Origin of the sequence: Denitromonas iodatirespirans (genome assembly GCF_018524365.1) — a bacterium.
Classification (GTDB): Bacteria; Pseudomonadota; Gammaproteobacteria; order Burkholderiales; family Rhodocyclaceae; genus Nitrogeniibacter; species Nitrogeniibacter iodatirespirans.
In genome coordinates, this window is sequence record NZ_JAEKFT010000002.1 from 1 (window position 1) to 21340 (window position 21340).

14 protein-coding genes are annotated in these 21340 nt (G+C 70.1%); 2 read left to right on the forward strand and 12 right to left on the reverse strand.

Going from position 1 to position 21340, the window contains the following annotated elements:
* On the forward strand, positions 1 to 642 hold a 642-nt coding region (locus I8J34_RS01685), incomplete at its 5' end, for an IS256 family transposase (RefSeq protein ID WP_214359639.1).
* Between the two features lie 336 nt (positions 643 to 978).
* A complete protein-coding gene (locus I8J34_RS01690) occupies positions 979 to 2772 on the forward strand; it encodes an SLC13 family permease (protein ID WP_214359640.1) in 1794 nt (597 codons plus the stop codon).
* Between the two features lie 376 nt (positions 2773 to 3148).
* Here the strand turns inward: I8J34_RS01690 and I8J34_RS01695 are convergent, their stop codons facing one another.
* The 12 genes from I8J34_RS01695 to I8J34_RS01750 form a co-directional block, all read right to left on the reverse strand.
* A complete protein-coding gene (locus I8J34_RS01695; RefSeq protein ID WP_214359641.1) occupies positions 3149 to 3649 on the reverse strand; it encodes a hypothetical protein in 501 nt (166 codons plus the stop codon).
* An 11-nt stretch (positions 3650 to 3660) separates the two neighbouring features.
* The gene (locus I8J34_RS01700) at positions 3661 to 6828 is read right to left on the reverse strand and encodes a DUF6519 domain-containing protein (RefSeq protein WP_214359642.1); all 3168 of its coding nucleotides are present in this window, start codon (positions 6826 to 6828) and stop codon (positions 3661 to 3663) included.
* 13 nt (positions 6829 to 6841) lie between these two features.
* Positions 6842 to 8920 carry a hypothetical protein gene (locus I8J34_RS01705; protein WP_214359643.1) on the reverse strand — a complete coding sequence of 693 codons (2079 nt, stop codon included), beginning with the start codon at positions 8918 to 8920 and terminating at the stop codon, positions 6842 to 6844.
* Positions 8917 to 11721: a putative baseplate assembly protein gene (locus tag I8J34_RS01710; RefSeq protein WP_214359644.1), complete on the reverse strand. Its 2805-nt coding sequence runs from the start codon at positions 11719 to 11721 to the stop codon at positions 8917 to 8919. The genes I8J34_RS01705 and I8J34_RS01710 overlap by 4 nt, the downstream gene beginning before the upstream one ends.
* Positions 11721 to 14300, reverse strand: a complete 2580-nt coding sequence (locus I8J34_RS01715; RefSeq protein WP_214359645.1) for a putative baseplate assembly protein — start codon at positions 14298 to 14300, stop codon at positions 11721 to 11723. Before I8J34_RS01715 ends, I8J34_RS01710 begins: the two co-directional genes overlap by 1 nt.
* Before the next feature lie 148 nt (positions 14301 to 14448).
* Positions 14449 to 14817: a GPW/gp25 family protein gene (locus I8J34_RS01720; protein ID WP_214359646.1), complete on the reverse strand. Its 369-nt coding sequence runs from the start codon at positions 14815 to 14817 to the stop codon at positions 14449 to 14451.
* Positions 14818 to 14950: 133 nt separating this feature from the next.
* Positions 14951 to 15271, reverse strand: coding sequence for a hypothetical protein (locus I8J34_RS01725; protein ID WP_144176065.1), 321 nt, complete (start codon positions 15269 to 15271; stop codon positions 14951 to 14953).
* A 412-nt stretch (positions 15272 to 15683) separates the two neighbouring features.
* Positions 15684 to 16193 carry a phage baseplate assembly protein V gene (locus tag I8J34_RS01730; protein WP_214359647.1) on the reverse strand — a complete coding sequence of 170 codons (510 nt, stop codon included), beginning with the start codon at positions 16191 to 16193 and terminating at the stop codon, positions 15684 to 15686.
* 286 nt (positions 16194 to 16479) lie between these two features.
* A complete protein-coding gene (locus I8J34_RS01735; RefSeq protein ID WP_230411664.1) occupies positions 16480 to 17622 on the reverse strand; it encodes a hypothetical protein in 1143 nt (380 codons plus the stop codon).
* Positions 17615 to 17977, reverse strand: a complete 363-nt coding sequence (locus I8J34_RS01740; RefSeq protein WP_214359648.1) for a LysM peptidoglycan-binding domain-containing protein — start codon at positions 17975 to 17977, stop codon at positions 17615 to 17617. The genes I8J34_RS01735 and I8J34_RS01740 overlap by 8 nt, the downstream gene beginning before the upstream one ends.
* 73 nt (positions 17978 to 18050) lie before the next feature.
* The gene (locus tag I8J34_RS01745; RefSeq protein ID WP_214359649.1) at positions 18051 to 18707 is read right to left on the reverse strand and encodes a hypothetical protein; all 657 of its coding nucleotides are present in this window, start codon (positions 18705 to 18707) and stop codon (positions 18051 to 18053) included.
* A 9-nt stretch (positions 18708 to 18716) separates the two neighbouring features.
* Positions 18717 to 21335 carry a proprotein convertase P-domain-containing protein gene (locus I8J34_RS01750; protein WP_214359650.1) on the reverse strand — a complete coding sequence of 873 codons (2619 nt, stop codon included), beginning with the start codon at positions 21333 to 21335 and terminating at the stop codon, positions 18717 to 18719.
* Positions 21336 to 21340: the final 5 nt, after the last annotated feature.

Sequence of the window (21340 nt, forward strand, 5' to 3'; positions counted from 1 at the left end):
GGCACGCGCGACATCCTGGGCTTGTGGATCGAGGGCACCGAAGGGGCCAAGTTCTGGATGAAGGTGTTCAACGACCTCAAGACGCGTGGGGTAGCCGACATTCTGATCGCGGTCACCGATGGTTTGAAGGGCATGCCTGAAGCGCTTGAGGCGGTGTTTCCGGCCACCACGCTACAGACGTGCATCGTGCATCTGATCCGCAACAGCCTCGACTACGCCAGCTGGAAATATCGCAAGGCGCTGGCAGGGGCGATCAAGCCGATCTACACGGCGCCCAGCGCCGAGGCCGCTCAGGCCGAATTGGATGCGTTTGAGCAAGGGCCGTGGGGTCAGAAATTCCCGACCGTGGTCGCTGCCTGGCGCCGAGCGTGGGATCGGGTGATTCCGTTCTTCGCCTTTCCCTCACCGATCCGCCGTGTGATCTACACCACCAACGCGATCGAGAGCATCAACGCCCGGCTGCGCAAGATCATCAAGACTCGCGGGCACTTTCCGAGCGATGAGGCGGCCACCAAGCTCATCTGGCTGGCCCTGCGCAACATCACGGCCGACTGGGGGCGGGCGGCCAAGGACTGGAAGGCGGCAATGAATCAGTTCGCGATCCTCTACGAGGACCGCTTCACGGATCATCGCCTAAAATGAAAACCGCGTTTCCAACTCAGGAAGCGATTCAGAGCGCCTCACACACAGAAATTCTGACACTCCCGATTTGGCCGTCTGCTTCGAGTCGTTTCGGGTCAGTAACCCCCTCTACCGTCATCTGTTCCCTTGCGACACCTCGCACTCCGTCGCACTTCTCTGTTACGTCTCATCTCACCAGGTGTCCCCCAACGACAGCGCCCACCGCCACTCACGCCGGCCTCGATTACCGTATAGAACTGGAATGAATAAACAGATAACCGTTTATTCATTCCAGTTCTATACGCCGCAGGCTATCGTCGCAGCCGTCCCCACTCCTTTCACGAAGACCGCCACATCATGGCTCTGCCCGAATCCCTTCATGCCCTGACCGTCGGCGCGATCCTGGTCGTCCTGTTCGTGGGCTTCGTGCGCGAGTGGATCAAGCCCGATGTGGCGGTGATGGCGGCGGTGGCCTTGTTGATGGCGCTGGGGCTGCTCGATGCCAAGCAGGTGCTTGGCGTGTTCGGCAACAGCGCGCCGATCACCATCGCCTGCCTGTTCATCATCAGCGGAGCGCTGAGCAAAACGGGTTGCGTGGACCGGCTCGGTGAGTGGCTGGGGCGCATGGCCGGGCATAGCGAGCGGCGCTTGCTGGTGGCGATGCTGCTTGTCGGCATGGGGGTGTCGCCTTTCATCAACAACACGCCGTTGGTGATGGTGATGATCCCGGCGGTGATCACCATGACCGGGCGTTATGGCGTGGCGCCGTCGCGGCTGCTGATTCCGCTGTCGTACGCGACGATCCTCGGCGGCATGGTCACCATGGTCGGCACCTCGACCAATATTTTGGTCGACGGCGTGGCGCGCGAGATGGGGCTCGCGCCTTTCGGCATGTTCGAGATCAGCGCACCGGCGCTGATCCTGGGCGCGCTCGGCTGCGGCTTCATGCTGGTGTTCGCACGGCGCCTGCTGCCGGTGCGCGAGACGCTGACGCAGCAGTTCACCGGCGCTGGCGACCGCTTGTTCATGACCGAGCTGTTCGTACCCGAGGATTCGCGCCTGGCCGGCCGCACGTTGCAGGAGGCGCGCCTGGCCAATGGCGGCGTGCAGGTGCTCAAGCTGTTTCGCGGCGACGAGGCGTGGTCCACGCCGGGCGCCGACACCCGGCTGGCGGCCGGCGACCGGCTGGTGGTGCATAGCCGCAGCCACGACATGCTCAACCTGCACAGCACCGATCTGGTCGGCCTGCACAGCCGCAGCGACGAGGCGCACGACCTGGAAACTCTGCGCCGGCGCGACGTGGTGGTGGTCGAGACCATCGTCGGCCAGACGTCGCGCTATGTGCAGCGCCCGATCCGCGACCTCGACCTGACGGCGCGCTACGGCATCCACCTGGTGGCGGTGCATCGGCGCAATGCCTCGATTCTGGCCATCGGCGACGATTTTCAGCTGCAGTTCGGCGATGTGCTGCTGGTCGAGGGCACGCCCGCGCAGATCAAGCGCTTTTGCGACAACGGCGATCTGTTCGCCCTGACCGAGGGGCGCAGCGAGGCGCACCGCCGCGCCAAGGCGCCGATCGCGCTGGCGACCATCGTCGGCGTGATGCTGCTGGCCGCGCTCAAGGTAATGCCGATCGAGACGCTGGCCATCATCGGCGCGGCGGTGGTGATGCTCACCGGTTGCATCCGCAGCGACGAAGCCTACAAGGCCATCGAGTGGCCGATCCTGGTGCTGATCTTCGGCATGCTGGCGATCAGCATCGCCATGCGCGACTCCGGCCTGGCCGCGATGATGGCCGGTGCGCTGGTGCAGGTGGGGGCCGACCTGTCGCCGTGGATGATGCTGTCGCTGGTGATCCTGATCACCTCGATCGCCACCGAGTTCCTCAGCAACAACGCGGTGGCGGTGCTGTTCACCCCGGTGGTGATCGGCGTGGCGCAGCAGCTGGGTGTGGATCCGCGGCCTTTCGTGGTGGGCGTGATGTTCGCCGCCAGTTGCAGCTTCGCCACGCCCATCGGCTACCAGACCAACACCCTGGTGTATTCGGCCGGCAACTACCGCTTTGCCGACTTCGCCCGCCTCGGCGTGCCGATGAACCTCCTCCTCTGGCTGGCCGCCAGCGTGCTGATCCCGGTGTTCTGGCCGTTGTAGGGGCGGACATCCATGTAGCCCGGATGGAGCGAAGCGGAATCCGGGAACGGTGGCGCCGGCGCGCGACGATGACCCCGGATTCCGCTGCGCTGCATCCGGGCTACGTGTTTGGTCGTCGGTGATCTTCGATGTCGTCCGCACGCTCGTTGGCGTAGCCCGGCCGAGGGCCAAAGGCCCGACGCCGGGGACGGGGTGCGGATGCGGGATGGTGTTCCCGGATTCCGCTGCGCTGCATCCGGGCTACGTGTTTGGTCGTCGGTGATCTTCGATTTCGTCCGCCCGGTCGTTGGCGTAGCCCGGCCGAGGGCCAAAGGCCCGACGCCGGGGGCGGGGAATCACGGCGTTCACCGTGCCACGCGGCGGGCCGCCCTCCCCCTCAGCGTTTGCCCACGTCGAGCGCCGCGGTGGCTTGCTTGATGGCCTGTGCGGTGGCTTTTTGCTGCTCTTTGAGCGCGGCGGCGCGCGCGTCGAGTGCCTTGCTGGCTTGCTCGACCACGGGCTGCCAGGCCGGTGCGTCGGCCAGCGCCTTGCGCAGCGCGGCGCTCTTGAGCGTGGCTTGCTGGGTCTTGATGGCGGCTTCGTCGGCCTTGGTGCGCTCGGCCAGGCGGTCGCCGTAGGCCGACAGCGTGTCGGCCAGTTCGCGGGCGATCTGGGCGTCGGGGTTTTCCAGGCTGCGGGTGGTTTTGGCGCGCAGCTCGGGCAGGTTGGGCACGCGCAGCACGGTGCCTTCACGCACCTTGGCGATCTCGCGCAGTTGCGGGTTTTCCTTGAGCAGGGCGGCCTCGGCCTTTTCGCGCTGCCTGGGGGTGAGTTTGACGAAGAGCTTGTCGGCGATCTCGGCCACCGATTTTTCGCCGCGGAAGGTTGCGATGGGCATGGCGGGGCTCCTCACAGTCCGATGATGTTGGTCAGGTTGATGTCGGCCGGCACCGGCGAGCCGCCCTGCACGCGGATGTTGCCGGTGCTGGTGTTGCCCATGACGATGGCCAGCTCCTGCTGCGGATGCAGGTGCAGGGTGTCCTGGTCGCTGGGCGCGATGAGCCGGTTGTGGTTGGCATCGAGGGTGCGCGCGCGAAGGTCGCCGAGCAGCGGCTCGCGGGCGACATCGCCCGCCACCTGGCAGTGATTGTCGGCAAACAGGCAGCTATCGACGCCGACACACCGGTTGAGCGGCACGTTGGTCGCGCGCCCGTGCAGCTGGTTGCCGCGGATCGACACCGCCGCCGGCCGCACGGCCACGGCAAAGGCCCGGTTGAGGGTGAGCAGCCAGGCGGTGTCGGCAGCGGCAAAAAAGCCGGCGGCGGCGAAGCCCGGCACCGCGCCGGCCGGCTCGGGGCCGATGTGCACGGCGCGCCATTCGATGATGATGGGTTGCTGGCCGGCGTCGCCGATGCGCTCGATGCTGTTGTCGTCGATGGCGCAGCGGTCGAAGGGCGGCAGCACGCGCACGGCGGCCACCGGCGCGCTGAGGCGGTCCGGCCCGATGCCGTAGAAGCGGTTGCCGGCGATGCGCAGCTGGCCGACGGCGGCGCAGCGCAGTGCGTCGATGCCGGGGCTGGTGAGCGCCGAGCGGGCCACCTGGGCGATCACGTTGTCGAGCACGTCGCCGCGTTCGACACGGATCAGCTGCACCGCGACGAAGGCGCTGTTGTCGTTGCTCAGCACCTGGCCGAGGTTCAGGCACTGGTTGCCGGCAAAGCGCAGCCGGCCGGCGCCGCCGCCTTCGGCCATGACCAACGCGCCGAGGCCGATGCCGTCGATCAGGTTGTCGGTGACGATGGCCTCGTCGAGCGCGTGGGTCACCAGCATGGCGTGGCCGCGCAGGCCGAGCAGACGGTTGGCGCTGATGCGCACGGCGTCGATGGCGACCGGGTCGAGCCCTTCTTCGAGCACGATGCCGTGGCCGCTGCGCTCGCCCACGCCGGTGATCTCGTTGCGCTCGATGGCCAGGCCGTCGACCCCGGCGCGGATGCCGTCGCCGGTGGTGTAGATCACGTTGTCGGCCACCGCGAAGTTGGAGCCGGGCAGCACGGCGCCGGTGGCCACCACGGCCGCCTGGGTGCCGTTGAGCATGAAGTTGCCGTCGATGCGGCTGGTGCCGTAGTGCAGGCTGGTGCCATCGAAGCTGAGCGCGCGCTGGCTGCAGAAGAACAGGTTGCGCAGCAGGCGCATCTCGGCGGTGAGCACATAGTTGCTGTTGCCGCCGGCCACCGCGGCCACACCGCGCTCGGCCACCAGGGCGCAGTCGCTCACGCTGAGGCCGAGCAGATTGCCGGCGAGGCCGAGCGCCACGCTGGTGCCGTCGGCCACCGCCAGGCCGAGCACGTTGAGGTGTTCGAGGCGCAGGTCCACCACGCCGCGCGCGGCGATCATGGCCGTGTCGCCCGAGGTGGCGGCCGAGCCGATCACGGTGAGGTTTTCCAGCGCCACGCCGGTGCTGCCCTGGATGTCGATGATGCCGCCCGGCTCGGCGCCGACCAGCATCGTGGCCCAGCCCTGGCCGCGCAGGCGCAGCGAGCGGGCGCCGTCGATGCTCAGCGGGGCGTCGATGGTGTAGGTGCCGATGCCGAGGCAGATGGTGCCGCCCACGTCCTTGATGCTGTCGATGGCTTGCTGGAGCGTGGCGGTGCCGTTGTTGTGGTTCTCGGCGCTCACGCACACCGTGCAGTCGCAGCCCTCGCCTTCGGCGATCGGCGGCCACAGCACGCGGCAGTCGGTCTCGTCGTCGGGGAAGTTGACGATGGCCAGGCGCGCGTAGTGGTGGTGGATGCCCAGCGGCGGCGCATCGGTGAGGATCTCGATGCTGGCGTCGGCACTACGCGCGGCGAACACCCAGTAGTCGCCGACATGAAACTCGCCGCCGGCCGGGTCGAGGCTGAAATCGACCAGGATGCCGTGCTCCAGAAACAGCCGCGTGGCCCCGCCGGGGATGAGGATCTCGCCGGTGGTGCTGGTGTCGAGGTTGGTGGCCACGGTGCCGTTCTCGCGCCGCACCTGGCCGGACTGGTCCCAGCGGCGCACGCGGGTGTTGCGCGACGGCGTGGTGGCCTGCTGCGCATCGGTGGGAAACAGGCCGGGCGACAGCGCGATGTCGAAGCTCAGCGTGCGCGCGGTGTCGTCCACCCCGCCGGCCACCTGGATGCGGCGCAGCTCGCCGGGCAGGCCGTGCAGCTCGCGGTGGTCGTCGGTCACCTCCACCCAGTCGCCGTCATGAAAGCGCAGCACATCGTCGCGGCCGATCGACTCGACCGTGATGCGGTCGCGCGCCGGGTTGATGTGGGTCACCCGCGAGGCCACCGTGGCGTTGTCGCGCGACCACTTGAAGGTGGCCGTGCCGATCGGCCCGCCGGTGTGCACCTCGACGCGGTAGAGCTGGTTCTCCAGCCCGCGGTAGCCGGCAACCGGGGGCACCTGGCAGGGGTTGGGCTCGAAGGCGGGGTCGCCGGTGTCGGTGCTCAGGCGCCCGGCCGAGGGGGCGGTTTCGGCCAGCCAGCCGTCGACATCTTCGTCGTCGCTGGCGCAGGTGGCGTTGCCCACGTTGGGCAGTACCTTGACCTGCCACACCGTCTGGCGCCGGCCGGTGGTGTCCACGCCCACGGCGGGCTCGATCAGCCCGGGGTCTTCGATGGCGGTGATGTCGCGCTGCCACACGTCCAAAAACACCAGGTGCGGGCCGCCGTCCGGCAGCGCGGGCGGGTCGGGGTAGTAGGGCTGGGCGGTGTAGGCCAGCGGCGCGGTGCCGGCCAGCTCGGCCAGGCGCGGCTCCCAGGCGTCGGGCGTGCCGCCGTGGTTCTCGGCCAGCAGGCCGTCCACATAGATGCGCCCGGGGCCGATGGTCAAATCGCCGCCGGCCGCCTCGATGCGGAAACCGTCGGGCGTGATGCGCGGCACCACGTTGCCGCCGAAGGTGTCCAGCGTGCCGGCCTGCAGGCGGCGGGCCAGCTCGGCGACCCATTCGTTCCAGTCCGCGTCCAGCTGGACCCGGCCCTGCTGCATGACGACGCCGAAGAAATCCCGGCGGGCGTCGAAGCGGATGCGGCTCAGATCGAAACTCATGATGTGGACTCCCTCAAGATTCGTAGAAAACGCCGGCGCGCAGCCCGACCCGCAGGTATTCCGCGAGCCGGATGCGCAGGTTGGTCTCGCGCTGCGCGCCGTACAGGTGATGGAAGACGCCCATCTCGCTCTCGTCGTCCGCACCGCGCCGGATCTCGACCGGCGTGGCGGTGGTGAGCTGGCCGTAGGGCGGCGTGCCGTAGTGCAGCGACGTGAAGCGCGGGGCGATGTGGCCGGCGGCCTGTGCCGAATCGGGCTGGCAGCGGTGGCGCGCCGGCACGATGGCGTCGAAGGGCAGCCACGAGAAGCGCACGCAGCCGACCTGCTTGCGCACCGCGCGCACCGGCACGGCCCAGGTATCGGCGGCGGCCAGCGCGGCGAACAGGATGCTGTTGGAGATCAGCCCGACCTCGGCGGTGTGCACCTTACCCACCACGGTGCAGGCAATCAGCGACAGCGCCGCGCCGGGGCCGGCGTCGTCCAGTGCGGCATAGGCCACGCCGTCGCGCGCGGTGGCGTCGATCAGGCTGTCGATGGCGAGCAGCTCGCTGCGTTCATGGCTGCGAATGGCGCCGACGATGCAGCGGTCGATGTCGGTCTCCAGCCCGGCGATGGCCAGTTGCAGGCTGGGCGCGGTCGGCTGGGTGGGGCTGCCGTCGGCGTTTAGTGCGATGCCGGGCACCAGCGTGCAGTGGATCAGCTTGAGCTGCGCCAGTGCGTTGCCGCCGGCGTCGGGCACTTCCAGCGGCGCGCCGGCGATGAGCAGGCCGTTGAGCGTGCAGGCGCTGTTGGCGGCGCCGGTGACGGTGAGCCCGCCCAGTTCGAGCACCGGCCGGCGGCCGTTGATGGCGCGGATCTCGACGCTGCCGTCGGCGATCACGTCGATGGCGAGCGTCTCGCTGTAGCGCGCGCTGTCGGTGATCTCGATCACCCCGTCGCCGGCAATCGCGGTGAGCGCGGCGGCCAGCGTGGCATGGTCGTCGGGCACGCGCACCACGGTCGCGCCAGCCGGCGGCTGCGGCAGGGTGTTGCCGCGCTCGTACTCGCCCCCGCCGATGTCGGCCGAAAAACCTTCGTGCCAGGTGAGCTGCACCTCGGCCGGGTCGGCGGCGTCGGCCGGCAGGGCGATGCGGCCGAGCACCGGGTCGATGGCGTAGATGCCGTTGGGCGGCGGGGTGTGCGCCCAGCTGCCGGCATCGTCGGAGAGGTTGCACACATGGATCTGGTCGCGCTCGATGACGGTGCCATCCACCCGCAGAATCAGCGCCGGCTCGGGGTTGTCGAGCGGCGCGCCGGCCGTGGCGCGCTCGCCGTAGTGGCGCGCCAGGTGGGTGTCGAGGCGGCGGCGCGACAGCGGCCAGGGCACGTTGTCCGGCTCGGCCAGGTGGGTGATGTCGTCCTCGGCGCGCGGCCGGTTGTAGAGCGGCAGGTCGTGGCCCAGGGGGCTGGCGCGGTAGCGGCGCACGCCGGCGCGGGTGGTCGGCGCCTCGCGCCTCGGGTAGGCCTGGATGCGCCACAGGTGCAGGCCGATGTTGGGGATGTTGTGGCGCCCGCGGCCCGATTCGATGCGCCGCACATCCACCGTGCGGCTGGCGCCCTCGAAGGCGGTGCCGATCCATTCGAGCGGCTCGGCCTGGCGCAGATCGGGCGACTGCAGGCTGGCCGGGCGCGTATGGTTCATGTACTGCGTGGTGCACAGGCGCTGGAAGTATTCGACCGCGCGGGCGTCCCAGCCGGTGACATCGCGCGCCAGCTGTTCGAGCACCAGCGCCGTGCCCTTGCGCCGGCGCAGGGCGATGGTGTGGGCCACCTCGGCGCGGGCGCTGGCCATGCCGGGCGCCACGTCATGCAGGCTGCGGTAGCCGATCAGGTCGCCGATGTAGGGCACCACCCAGTCGGCGCAGGTTTCGATGAACAGGTCGTCGTAGAGTTGTTCCAGGCTCTCGTCGGCCACCGCCAGCTGCTCGGCCAGCACGCCGATCAGCTCTTCGAGCGGGCCGCGCGCCAGCCCCTCGGCGGCGGCCTGCTCGGCATCGCGGATGCGGTGGATGGCCGGCAGCAGGTCGAACAGTTTTTGCGCGTCGATACTCACGGCAGCACCTCCAGTTCGATCGGGTCGTCGGCCAGCGTGAGCAGCTCGGCGGCCTGCGGCACGGCGGTGAGCGAGGCCACCGGCAACGCGGCGAACAGGCGCGGCACCACCACGTTGGGGTTCTGGCCGACCCGGTGCAGGCGGGTCACATGCACCGCCACCACGCCGGCCACGCCCTGCGCCACCGCTGCCACCTCGTCGACCGACACGGTCTGGCCGAAGGCGCGGCGGGCAAAGCCGAAGGCCTCGCGCAGCGCCGCCTCGACGGCGAGCAGCACGGCGTCGGTCTCGAAGGCGGCGTCCACCTTGACCGACAGCCGACAGCGGAAGCGCGCGTCGCGGTAGTTGACCAGGCGCAGCGGCACCAGTGGGTCGCCATAGGTGGCCAGCGCGCCGCGCAGATTCTTGTAGGGATCGCTGTCCTCGGGCACCGGCGCGCCATCGACGCCGGCAATGGTGAGGAACACGCCTTGCGCCGGCCCGGCGGGCAGCCACAGCGCATGCGCCTTGTCGAAGCCGGCGAAGGCGCGGGCGAAGTTGGCGTAGTCGTCGATGGACACCGCGCGCTCCAGCGTGAGCACGGTGAGCGGCGCGTTGTCGCGGGCGCGGGCCAGGGGCTCGGCATCCTCGCCGCCGGTGGCCGGCGCCGGATTGCTGGCGCCAGTCACGCCGAGCGGCCGGCTGAGCAAGGTGGTGAGCTTGCCGGCGGCCACGTTGCCGGCCACCCCCAGGCCCTTGCGGTAGCGCACCCGCAGGTTGGTCGAGCCGCTGGGCAGGCGCGCGCCTTCGCGGCCGTCGCCGAACTGCACGGTGGTGGCGCCTTCGTCGTCCTGCACCGTTTCGTACACCCGGGCGTCGGGCGCGGCGCCATACAGGCTGGGCACCTCGGTCCACAACACGTCATTCACCCGCAGGGCCAGCGTCGAGGCGCGGCCGCTGGGGGTGCTGGCGCTCACGAAGGTGAGCGGCGACTGGCCGAGGGCGAAGCGCTGGTTGGCCACGCTGCCGTCGCCGCTGCCGAGGATCGCCTCGACCGTTTCGCCATGGGTGGCCGGCGCCACGTTGGCGTTGATGCGCAGCCCGGCGCGCGCATACACCTGCGCCAGCGGCGCGGCGAGCTTGAGATGGCTGCGGTCGCGGTCGTGCACGATCGGGTCGTTGGCGGTGGCGATGAAGGCGATCTCGGCCACCTCCGGGTCGTCCTTGCGGCTGTCGGCGAGGCGCAGCTGATTGCCCTTGGCCACCAGCGTGCCGCGCTGCCCGTCGCGATCTTCCAGCGCCAGGCGCAGGGTGACGCTGCTCTTGCCGAGCTGGGCGGCGAAGGTCTCGGCGCTCAGCGCCACCGGGGTGCTGCCGAACAGGCGCACCGCCGGGGCGGTCATGAACAACTCGTCGCCCTCGGTCAGCGCGGCGCTGCCGCCGGCATCGAGCAGTAGCGACAGGCCGGTGGCACGCGGCGCGATGGCAATGCGCTGGCGCGGGCCGGACAGGGCCAGCGGCTGGCCGGGCAGCAGCTCGGGCACGCGGCGGCCGAGGCTCAGGGCGTCGCCATACACCGGGTGGAAGATGGGCGTGTCGACCGTGGCCAGGCGTTCGCTGTGCGCCAGCACCAGCGTGCGGCGCAGCGGAAAGCGGCTGCTGGTGAGGTTTTCGTCGGTGTCGGGGGTGACGCGGGTGATCTTGCCGGAGATGCCGAAGGCGTTGCGGCTGCGGTGGATGACGCGGCTCACCCGGTACAGCTCGGTGTAGCCGGGCAGCGCGGCGCTGCCGATGCCGGGCTGGTTGGAGACCAGCGCGATCCAGCTGCCGGCGGTGATCTTGGCGTTGTCGGTGTCGAGGTCGATGGCCTCGGGGTCGACCGCGAAGTTGTTCCACTGCCAGTTGTTGGTGTTGTTCTTGTTGATCAGCTTGTCGACATTGGAATCGTCGTTGCCCATCAGGTTGGGGTCGGGGGCGTTGTGGCCGAACAGCGCGGTGCGCTGGCGGAAGGCATGCACCTGGGCGCCGATGCTGGCCGGGTCCATGTGCGGGAACACGCTGCCCAGCGGATGGCTCCAGCGCACCCGGGTGCGGCCGTTGGCGTTGTCGGGCTCGACCGCGTCGAGCACGCGCACGTCCCAGTGCTCGCTGCCCGGTGTGGTCATGCGGTCGGCGCCGACGACGAGGATCGCGTCGCCCGGCTGCAGCTGCGTGGCCACGCCCTCGAGCCACAGCTCGGTGTCGCCGAATTCGGGGCGCCAGGGCACGGTGGTCTGGACTGGAATGGCGTTCCACTCGGCGCGCGCCGGCACCGGCGCCACGGTCTCGAAGCTCTGCGCCTGTTCGTCCTGCCCCGGCACGCTTTGCACCCGCGTGCCGACCGGGATGGTGATCGGCTCGGCCGGCACGCCGGGAATCGCCTGCAGGGTGAAGGCCAGGTGCGTGCCGGCGGCCACGCCGGGGGCCAGCTCGTAGCCGATGAGGCGTGCCATTTCGCGCACCGACAGGCGCTCGGTGGCGGTGCGCAGGTAGTGCTCGTTGGCGAAGCGCTCGGTGTAGAAGGCCAGCACGTCGAGCGAGCAGGCCAGCGCGTCGGTCAGCGCCAGGGTGAAGTCGCTGGCCTCGCGGGTGGTGAGCGCGGCCAGCGCGGGGGTGTCGGCGCTCGACAGGCGGGCGCGCATCGATTCGACGAAATCGCCATGGCGGCCGATGCGGTAGCCGATCTGCGACAGGCCGGGCGGGTTGTCGACACGTGCCGGCGTGACGGCATCGATGCCGGCGCAGCAGCCGCAGGTGGCAGGGGTGGCGGACGGGGTGGGCATCATTTGCCTCCGTGCAGGGTCAGGCGCAGCACGCCGTGCTCGGGGAAGTTCGGATCGTTGTCGAGCCGGGCGATCTCCAGCGCACCGAGCGGCATGAAGCCGTCGGCCAGCGGCGTCGGGTCGCTCTGGCCCTGGCGCTGGAAGCGCGTGACCTGCACCGAGGCCACGCCGGCCACGGTGCGCGCGGCGGCATACAGCGGGCTGAGGAACACCGTCTGGCCGAAGCTGAAGTTGTCGGGGTGGAACAGGCCGCGGGTGCCGTCGGGCCGCAGCCGGCTGCCGAGCACCTCGAGCAGGCCGCGGCGCACATTGCTGCGGAAGGCGTCGGCCTCGACACACACCAGCAGGTCGATCTCCAGCGAGACATGGATCGGGTCGCGCACGCGCAGGTCGTGGCCGGCCATGCGGTAGCGGTCGAGGTGGGCCACGGCGGTGGCGGCGAAGGCCTCATCCACCGGCGCGCCGCCGTCGCGGTCGACGGTGACGAACACGGTGTGCCAGCTGCCGGTCCAGCGCAGGGCGGCAGCGGCGCGCTGCACGCCGGCCAGGCGCTCGGTGACCTCGGCATAGTCGGCCGGCGTGACGGCGCGCTCCTGGGTGCGGAAGGCCTGCGGTGCATGGCGGCGCAGCTCGGCGGCGGTTTCGGGGGCCACGCCGCCAGTGGCCGGCAGCGGGTTGGTGACGGCCACGATGCGCCCTTCGGTCGTCACCACATGGGCGATGGCGCCGGCGCCGACATTGCCCTCCGGCCCGTTGCCGACGCGGTAGCTGGCGGTGAAGGCGGTGCCGCTGTCGGGGCGGCGGCCGTGGCGGTCGTCGCCGAAGCGCGGCCAGGCGCTGCCGTCGTCCTCGGTGTCGAGCACGAAATGGGTATCGGTGGCGCGGCTCACCAGCAGGTCGCGCCGCGCGCGCCAGGGCTCGACGCTGCTGCCCAGCGTGCTCTCCAGGGTGATGGCGGGGACCGCCTCGGCGGTGCGCCAGACGAGCGCCGCGGCGGCCGGGGCTTCGGGGTCGAAGGTGAGCCGCTCGCTGCTGTGCAGGCCGTGCGCCACGGTGGTCTTGAGCACCGTGCCCTGGCGCGTCACCGGCCCCTCGGCCAGGCGCGGCGCAAAGCGCGGCGGCAGCGGCTCGGGCGCGGCGCGATCGCAGGGGTCGCCGGCCAGCGCGGGGTATTGCAGGCGCGCGGCGGGCACGCTGCCGAGCGCTTCGTCGACGATGCTGCGGCCGTGGTCGACCAGGATGTTGTTGCCCAGCGCGATGCTCACATCCTCGATCAGCACGCTGCCGTGGGCTTCGTCGGTCTCGGCCGACAGGCACAGGGCGAAGGGCAGGGCATCGTCGGCATGCCAGCGGATCTCGGTGATCGGGCTGTCGTCGAGCGGGTCGACCAGCGGGTCGGTGCCGTCGAAGGCGCGCACCGCAGTCAGGCGCACCGCGTGGCGATGGGCCGGGTCGGCATCTTCGGGGGCGCCGCTCAGCGGGCCGAGCACCTCCTGGAAGATCAGCACGTCGCCCACCGCCAGGTCGGGCCAGTGGCCGCGCAGCGTGGCGGCGGTGGCGCCCACCGGCAGGCAGCAGCGCGCATCGCCCCAGGTGTAGAAGTCGAAGTCGTTGTGCTCGATGCGCACCGTGGCGCCGTGCATTGGCTCGAACACCAGCGGACCGGCCTGCCGCGCGGCGCGCTCGTCGGGCGAGGCGGGCACGATGCGCGCCGGCACGCCGGGCACGCGGGTGAGAAAGCGCAGGTCGGCCGGCAGCGCGAAGGCGGCGCCGCTGACCTCCAGATGCAGCCAGGCGCGCGCATTGCAGCCCTCGTGCATGGCGTAGTCCACCAGCAGGGCATGGCGGCGCAGGCTGCTGCGCCGGCGCGCGGTGTGCAGATAGGCCTCGGTGGCGACGGCGTCGAGCTGGTAGTGCTGCTGGTCGCCGACATAGGCGATCAGCTCGGCCAGGGTGGTGGCCAGATCAGCCGGGCTGCGGTCGCGCCAGCCGGGCATCTGGCGACTGAGGCGGTCGATGAGCAGGCGGCGCAGGCTGGCGTAGTCGCGCGCCAGGTAGTGGATGTCGGGCGGCGGCGGCGGCTCCTGCGGGCAGTCGTGGCGCGGCGCGCAATCGAAATCGCTGGGGCATTCGACCTTGAAGGCGAAGTCGATGGCCGACAGGCGCGGGTCGAAGTCGGGCAGCGGCGCGTCGTTGCCGGCGCCCTGCACCAAGTGCAGGCGGTAGGTGGAGAAGTCGCCGGCGGTGTCGGTGCGCACCAGCAGCACATGGTCGGCCTCGGGCAGGGCGGTGAAAAAGGCCGCCTCGGCCGCCGTGGCCTGGGCCGGCGGCGCACTGGCGATGCCGACCCACTCGATGCCGACCCGGCGGATGCGCTCGCCGCCGTCGATGCGCACATTGTCGACCGTGAGCCCGGCCGGCACCGGCTTGAGCAGGCGCAGCATCAGCGTGCGCTGGCGCGGGCTGCCGGCCGGGGCGTCGAGATCGAGCACCTCCAGGTAGTCGATGCCGTTGAGCGTGGGGTGCAGCTCCACCGCGGCGCGGCGGTTTTCTTCGCAGCAGGTATATATAGCGCTCACTGGACTACCCTCCTGTCGCGATGGCGACAGTGGGTCGGCTTTGCACCGCCGACCCGTTCCGCAAGCGCGGAGCAATGCTCCGCGAAACCCTTGCTCCACCCTCCCCGAGGGAGGTTCGCGCGCCCTTCGGGCGGCCGGGCGGGCGCGCTCATGCTGCCCCCCCTTGCACGAAGGACTCGCGCTGACGGGTTTCGGTGCGGCGGATGCGGTATTGCACCGTCACCGACAGGCGCGCATCGACCGCCTCGACCTCGACCGCCTCGACGGTGATCAGCTCGGCCAGCCATTGCTGCAAGGCGCCCTGCACCAGAAACTGCGTGGTCGCCGCAAGCTCCGGGCTGTTGGGCGCGAACACCAGCTCGCGCAGGCCGCTGCCGAAGTCGGGGCGCATCACGCGCTCGCCCGGCGCGGTGAACAACACCTGCTCGATCAGGCCGCGAATCCACGCCGCCTCGTCGTCCTCGCGCGTGCGGCCGCGGCCGTCGAACTGGTAGGGAAAGTGGAGTCGGGTGGTCATGGGGAAATCTCCGTGATCCGTCGTAGGGCGGATACGCCGCAGGCGTCATCCGCCGGATACGTGCCCCGCCGATGGCGGATGACGCCGCCTTGCGGCTTATCCGCCCTACGAGGTGTCGTCGTCGCGCGCATCATCAGCTCCCGATCACCCGTGTCTGCGCCGCCACCGGCAAGAGCGGCGTGCCGTTGGGCGCACATACGGCCTGGCTGTCCATCAACACCAGCGGCTGGCCGTTGGACATCACCCGCGTGGCGGCCACCACCCACTGCCCGGTCACGCAGGGCACCGGAGAGCCGGAGACATTGAACGGGCAACCGGCCACCACATAGGGCGCGGTCATCAGCACCGTCGGCTGGCCACTGACCAGCACCCGCGGATTGGGCGCAGTCGGCGTCGCGCTGCCGCCGTGGGCGCACAGCACCGTGGCACCGAGATGGAGGAGGGGGCCGGGCATGGTCAAGGGCCCCCACGCTCACTTCGTTCGCTGCCCCCCGAGGGGGCCGCGCCCGCCCTTGGGGCGGCCCGGCGGGCGGGCGGGCGCGCGAGCAATGTAGGTTGGGCTGACGCAGGAAGCCCAACATCTGGCGTATCGGACTGGCACATCGTTTGTTGGGCTTCGCTGCGCTCGACCCAACCTGCGCGGCTGCACTTCATCGGGCCGGTTTCAACCGGCCAGAACCGTTGCGGCGGGATGAATCCCGCCCTACGCCGAATCGCGGCATTGACGCAGCCAGAAGTCGAAGCGTCCGCTCGCGGAGTCGCCGATGCCGACCGCAGAAGCGCCGCCCTTCCGCCGGGCCGCCCCAAGGAAGGGCAGCCCCCTTGGGGGGCAGCGAGCAAAGCGAGCGTGGGGGCCCAAATCCTCATCAGATCACCGTCAGCGCGCCGTTGTTGATCGTCACGGTCGGGCCGACCAGCGTGATCATCGCGCCCTTGCCGTTCTGGATGTAGATGCCGGTGTCGTTCACGATCAGCGTGGCGCCGGTGGCGCTCTTGAGCATGATGCCGCCGGTCGGGCCGGGCAGATCGGAGATGGTGACGCCGTTCTGCAGCGGGGTCTGGAAGGTGATGGCCGGCAGCCCCGGCGGAGTCGCCAGCGCCAGCGCCGGCACTTCGGCCGCGCTGCCCCAGAAGCAGCCGACCCAGATCGGATGGTCGGGGTTGCCTTGCTCGAACTCGATCCACACCCCCGAGCCGATCACCGGCAACGCCATCATGCCGTTCTGCAGGCCGGCGATCGGCACGCAGGGCATGGCCCAGCTGGCCGGCGCCAGGCCGGCCACGTCGGGCACCTGCACCTGGAGCCGGCCCTGCTGCATGGGGTCGATGTTGTTGAGCACCATGCCGCGGTACTTGCCGTAGTACTTCTGGGTCATCGTTCCTCCCTCGCATGTCGCCCGAAGGCCAGCCCCATCGCCACACCGCTCCCGGATGTCGGCCTGCGGCCTCTATCCGGGCTACGCGAAAACGGGCGTCGCGCGTATCTCAAACCGGCCAGGCCGAGCGCCACCCGTAGCCCGGATGCAGCGAAGCGGAATCCGGGATCACCGACCCGATCGGGCACACCGCCCCGCATCGAAAATCCCTTCCCGATCGCCACACCGATCCCGGATTCCGGCCTTCGGCCTGCATCCGGGCTACGCGAAAAGGGGCGGTCGCATCTCATGCCGGCACCGTTGGTGTGATCGAGATCAGGCCGTTGCGGGTGAGCGTGAAGCTCTGCTTGAACTCGCCGCGCTTGAGCGTGCTGGTGACGCTGCTCACGTAGTACAGCCCGTCGTAGGCGACGCCCGCGCCGCGCACGCCGACCAGCCGGCGCGCCTTGAGGATGCGGCCGTAGCGCAGCACGTCGAGCGAGCCGTTGCCGCTGACCGAGTCCTGCGATTTCTTGGCCTCGGCCAACCCCGCCGAGATCGCCTGCATGGGGTTCATCTTGGCGGTGTCCTTCATCATCTTGATGTTGGCCAGCGGCGTGCTGAGCACCCCCAGCGGCGGTTGCAGCGGGTTGAGGTTGGGAATCGGGATCGGGATCGGCACCCGCGTGAGCTGGTTCTGGATGAAGACGATGGGCAGCACGCCCTTGGTCGGATCGAAGCTGAAGCTGAGCGACTCGACATTGGTGTGGGCGTCCATGTCGAGGTTGAGCGCCGGCTGCGGCGGGCCGACCTTGATCTCGGGGCCGAAGTAGGCAATGTTGGTCAGCGGCGCTTCGCCGGGCTCGATGTAGAACACATGGCCGATCTCCTCGGCCAGTTGCTGGATGTAGGCCAGGTCGGTGCCCTGCTGGGCGGGGATGCGCTCGATGGGGATCGGCACATCGGGGAAGAAGGCCGGGATCGGCAGCGGAATGATGCCGAAGGCGGCATATTTGGCGCAGATGAGCGCAAATCGCGCCTCGATCGGCATGGCCGGGTAGGGCAGGCCGGAGAAGTCGATCATGTCCATCACACGGGTGAGGTCCTCGCCGGTGACGGTGATGCTGCCCGGCTGGCCCTGGCCGCCGGCCTGGACCTCCACATTGGTGACCACGCCGTCGAACAGCGGCTGCGGCCGCCCGCCGAGGGTGACGATCAGCACCACGCGCAGCGGCGGCGTGCCGGCCGAGGTGTTCTGCCCCACGGCGATGAGGAAGATGGTGTTCAGCTCCGACTTGCTGTTGACCTTGAAGCGCAGCTGGAAGCCGCTGGCCGCGCCGGCCGCGGTGGTGGCGGTGACCGATTCGAGCGCGTCGATCATCATCGCCGGCACCGGGATCGGGATCACCGGGCCGATCAGCAAGGAGAGATGTACGGCACCGCTAGTCATCGCGCCCTCCGGGCACGCCTTCGGGCAGGGTGATGCGCAGGCGGCCGCCGACGGTGTCGGTCAGGTCGGCCGGGCGCATGGCGCCGTTGCCGTCGCACAGGCGCCAGTATTGCTGCGGGTCGCCGAGGTATTTGGCGGCCAGGTTGTCGAGCCGGTCGCCGCTCTCGACGCGATGCTCCTGCAAGGTAGCGAAGTTTTCCGGCGGCGGGATGAAGCGCCGGCGCACATAGGTGATCTGCGCGCCGTCGGGCCGCGTCCACTGGGCGGTGTCGAGGCCGTGATAGCGGCTGTCCGGCGCGAAGGCCGGGGCGGTGAGGGCGTTGGCCTGCATGAAGGCCTTGAGCGGATCGGTCATTTGGGCTCCCTCGCGCGATGCGCGGTCCCTCCGAGAGGGACATCGTGTTTTTTCGGGCGGCCGTGCAAAACACTCATGGGATGCCTCCAATACCCAAGGCGTCGAAGCCGAAAGTCGCGGCCTTCGACGCCAGTTTTTCGCGCGATTGCAGATAGGCCATGAACAGCCCGCCGCCCTTGTGATCGAAGCCCAGGTCGTCGATCGACAGCACCCGCAGGCTCAGGCTGACGGTGGCGTTGATCGGGTTGAGCGCGGGGTCGAAGGCCTCTTCGGTGATCGAGAACTCGGTGACCCGCACCGGCGCGATGCGCGCGGCACCCCACACGAAGAGCGCCAGCGCCGACTCCATCGGGGCGATCTCCAGCGTGCCCGAGTCGGCCAGCGCCTTGCCGGCGAGCAGGTCGGCGGCGCTCGGATTGACCAGCGATTCGAGCACCGCCAGCTGCGGCGCGATGCCGGCCGCCACCACGTTGGCGTGCTGGTCGGGGAATTCGAGCTGGTCGGCAGCGTCGATGTCGGCCTCCAGGCGGAAGGTCTCGATCGCCGGGCCGGTCAGGCGCAGCGCCTCGGAGCGATCGGCGCCCTCGCCCGCGCCCTTGACCTGCAGGCTGCGGGTCAGCTTCTCGGGGTTGTATTGCAGGGCGATCACCCGGCGCACCTGGGCCGAGGCCGGATCGACCAGCACGATGCCGCCTTTGACGATACGGGGGGACTGGCTGTAGCCGCTCATGGTGCCTCCCTATTTGGCCTTGGCCTTGGCGCGCTTCGGCTTGGCGGCCTTGGCACGGGCGGTGCTCGCCTTGGCCGGCGCCTTGGCCTTGGCGGCTTTCTTCTTCGGCTTCGCCGTGGCCGGCACCGCCGCCTGCAGGGCGATGTCGAGCGACCAGCGATTGAGCTTGCCGACGTCCCGCGCGGCCAGGTCCTGCACCTGCAGCGTCCAGTCGCCCTGGCAGGGCTCGCCGACCAGCGCCGCCAGCACGGCGACATCTGCCGAGGCATAGGTGGCGCGCAGGTTGTCGGTGCTGCCGCCGCTGCGGCTGTGCAGCACCACCGCAGTGCCGGCCGGCGAGCGCAAGGTCACGCGCAGATCGCCGATATAGGTGTGGGTGATGTCGAGCGCCACCGAGATGTCGGCGATCTGCCCGGCCTCGGCCACCGCCAGCGTGCGCGCGATGCCGGCCACGCGGTTGTCGGGGATCGCCATGCCCGGCGCGTCTTCGACGAAGACCGTACGCGGCGGCACGATCACGCCAAGTTCCAGCGACCATTCCACCAGCCGGCCGGTGTCGAAGGCCGCCTCGTCGCGCACCGACAGGGTCCACGGCCCGGCCGCCTCCTCGCCCGAAAAGCTGCGCAGCGCCGGCAGCGTGTCCGCCTCCCAGGTGACGGCCAGATCGTTGCGGCTGCCGCCGGCGCGCTCGTGCAGAACCACCTCATGGCCCGAAGGCGCGCTAAGCGTCACCACCAGGTCGCCGATGTAGGAGTGGCGGATGTCCACCGCCACGCGCACGAAGCTCACTTGGCCGGCAGCGGAGACCGTCAGCGTGTCGACGATGCCGCCCGGCTGGTTGTCGGGGATCTCGATCCCGGGGCGCGACACCCAGCGGTTCTCCGGTGCCGGCGCGGGCGCCTCGCCGCCGCCGCGCAGCTGCAGCGCCAGCGCCACCGCCTGTTCGGCATCGACCCGGCCATGGCCGAACCACGGGCTCCAGCTGCCATCGGCATGGCCGATGTCGCGGAAGTCGCCGCTGTCGAAGGGTGCGATGGGCGACACGTCCCAGCTCGGGTCCGGGTCGAAATTGGCCGCCGGGGTGCGCACGTAGGGCGTGGTGTCGAGGTCCTTGGCGGCCGTGCGGCGCAGCACCGAGCCGAGTTCGAACGCGCTCAACTCGGGGTGGGCCGACAGCACCAGCGCGGCGATGCCGGCCACCAGCGGCGTCGCGCTGGAGGTGCCGCCGAACTCGTGCGTCAGCAAACCGCTGTCGCCGGTGGTGGTGGTGATGCCCTGCCCGGCCACCGCCATGCGGAAGTAGGCATGGCTGTTGCTCGACGGCGCGCACAGCTCGATGCCGGTGCCGTAATTCGAGTAGTGGCTGCGCTGCGCGGTGCTGGCCAGCGCGGCCACATGCAGCAAGCCCGGCACATCGGCCAGGTTGTTGACGAAGCGCCGCGCGGTCTGCGGCCCCTGCCAGCGCCAGGCGCCGTTCTCGAACACCCAGCCGTGGGTGTAGGGCACGTCCACATCGGTCTCGTGCAGGATCGGGCAGTTCTCGTTGCCGGCCGCCCACAAGAGCAGGATGCCGCGCCCGCGCCGCCCGCCGCTGGCCGCCAGGGCGGTGAGGCGGTTGATGACCGCGGTGGCGAACAGGAAGCGCGGCACGCTGCCCCAGGAGTTGGACAGCACATCCACCTTGTCGGCGACGAAGTTCAGCGCGGTGACCATCTTCGAGTCGTTCACCAGCAATGACGCGCCCTGCGACTCCCACTTGATCGGCAACAGCCGGCAGCCCGGCGCCGCGCCGACGGTGAGCACGCCGTCGGTTTCGCCGGCAATCACCCCGGCGCAGGAGGTGCCGTGGTTGGCGCCGGTCTGGTACATGCCGGCGGGCTGGGCATCAATGTCGCGGCTGGTGACCAGCCGGGTGCCGGCGAAATAGCCCCAGGCGGCGAACTTGCCGGGCGAATCGAAATCCGGGTGGTCGAGCTTGCAGCCGTCGTCGGTGACGCCGACCACCACCTCGGGGCTGCCGAAACTGTCGAGCAGCCGCCAGGCCGGCTCGCAGCGCGCGTTGGCGCGCGGGTCGACCTCGGGGTGGAAGAAGTGGCCATGCAGATGCCACTGGCTGGCGTAGTCCGGGTCGCTCGGCGGCGCCAGTTCGTACTTGGTGACCACGTAGTTGAGGTCGTTCTCGGCCAGCGCCACCAGCGGCTCGTTTTCCGACAGCGCGACCACCAGCTTCACCGGGTTCATGCCGGTGTGCTCGGTGAGCTGGAACAGGTAGTCGCGATCCGAATAGCGCTCGCGCAGGAGCAGGCCGTAGCGCCCGGCGAAGGCGCCCACCGCCTCGGCCGATAGCGGCTCGCGGAAGGTGACGAAGATGCGGTCGGTGATGAGGAAGTCCTCGCCCGTATCCGCCAGGGTGTAGGCATGGTGGGTCGGCCCCAGCGCCCGCGAGCGCGCCATCAACGCGTCCACATCCTGCGGCCGCGCCCGCACCCGCGAGGAGCCCGAGGACACCTGCTCGGCATCGTCGGCGATGCCGGCGCGCTCCAGGGCTCCGGGCAGCGCCCGCGCCACGAAGGCGTCGGGGCGCTTGGCCAGTTCCAGTTTCTTACCGCCGCGATAGGTGTAGATCATCGCGA

What these genes read in the sequence shown, in the direction of transcription:
- I8J34_RS01740 (WP_214359648.1), bottom strand. Translation starts at nt 17,977, where the DNA reads ATGACCGATCCGCTCAAGGCCTTCATGCAGGCCAACGCCCTCACCGCC.
- I8J34_RS01745 (WP_214359649.1), bottom strand. Translation starts at nt 18,707, where the DNA reads ATGAGCGGCTACAGCCAGTCCCCCCGTATCGTCAAAGGCGGCATCGTG.
- I8J34_RS01735 (WP_230411664.1), bottom strand. Translation starts at nt 17,622, where the DNA reads ATGACTAGCGGTGCCGTACATCTCTCCTTGCTGATCGGCCCGGTGATC.
- I8J34_RS01730 (WP_214359647.1), bottom strand. Translation starts at nt 16,193, where the DNA reads ATGACCCAGAAGTACTACGGCAAGTACCGCGGCATGGTGCTCAACAAC.
- I8J34_RS01695 (WP_214359641.1), bottom strand. Translation starts at nt 3,649, where the DNA reads ATGCCCATCGCAACCTTCCGCGGCGAAAAATCGGTGGCCGAGATCGCC.
- I8J34_RS01700 (WP_214359642.1), bottom strand. Translation starts at nt 6,828, where the DNA reads ATGAGTTTCGATCTGAGCCGCATCCGCTTCGACGCCCGCCGGGATTTC.
- I8J34_RS01690 (WP_214359640.1), top strand. Translation starts at nt 979, where the DNA reads ATGGCTCTGCCCGAATCCCTTCATGCCCTGACCGTCGGCGCGATCCTG.
- I8J34_RS01750 (WP_214359650.1), bottom strand. Translation starts at nt 21,335, where the DNA reads ATGATCTACACCTATCGCGGCGGTAAGAAACTGGAACTGGCCAAGCGC.
- I8J34_RS01710 (WP_214359644.1), bottom strand. Translation starts at nt 11,721, where the DNA reads ATGCCCACCCCGTCCGCCACCCCTGCCACCTGCGGCTGCTGCGCCGGC.
- I8J34_RS01725 (WP_144176065.1), bottom strand. Translation starts at nt 15,271, where the DNA reads ATGCCCGGCCCCCTCCTCCATCTCGGTGCCACGGTGCTGTGCGCCCAC.
- I8J34_RS01720 (WP_214359646.1), bottom strand. Translation starts at nt 14,817, where the DNA reads ATGACCACCCGACTCCACTTTCCCTACCAGTTCGACGGCCGCGGCCGC.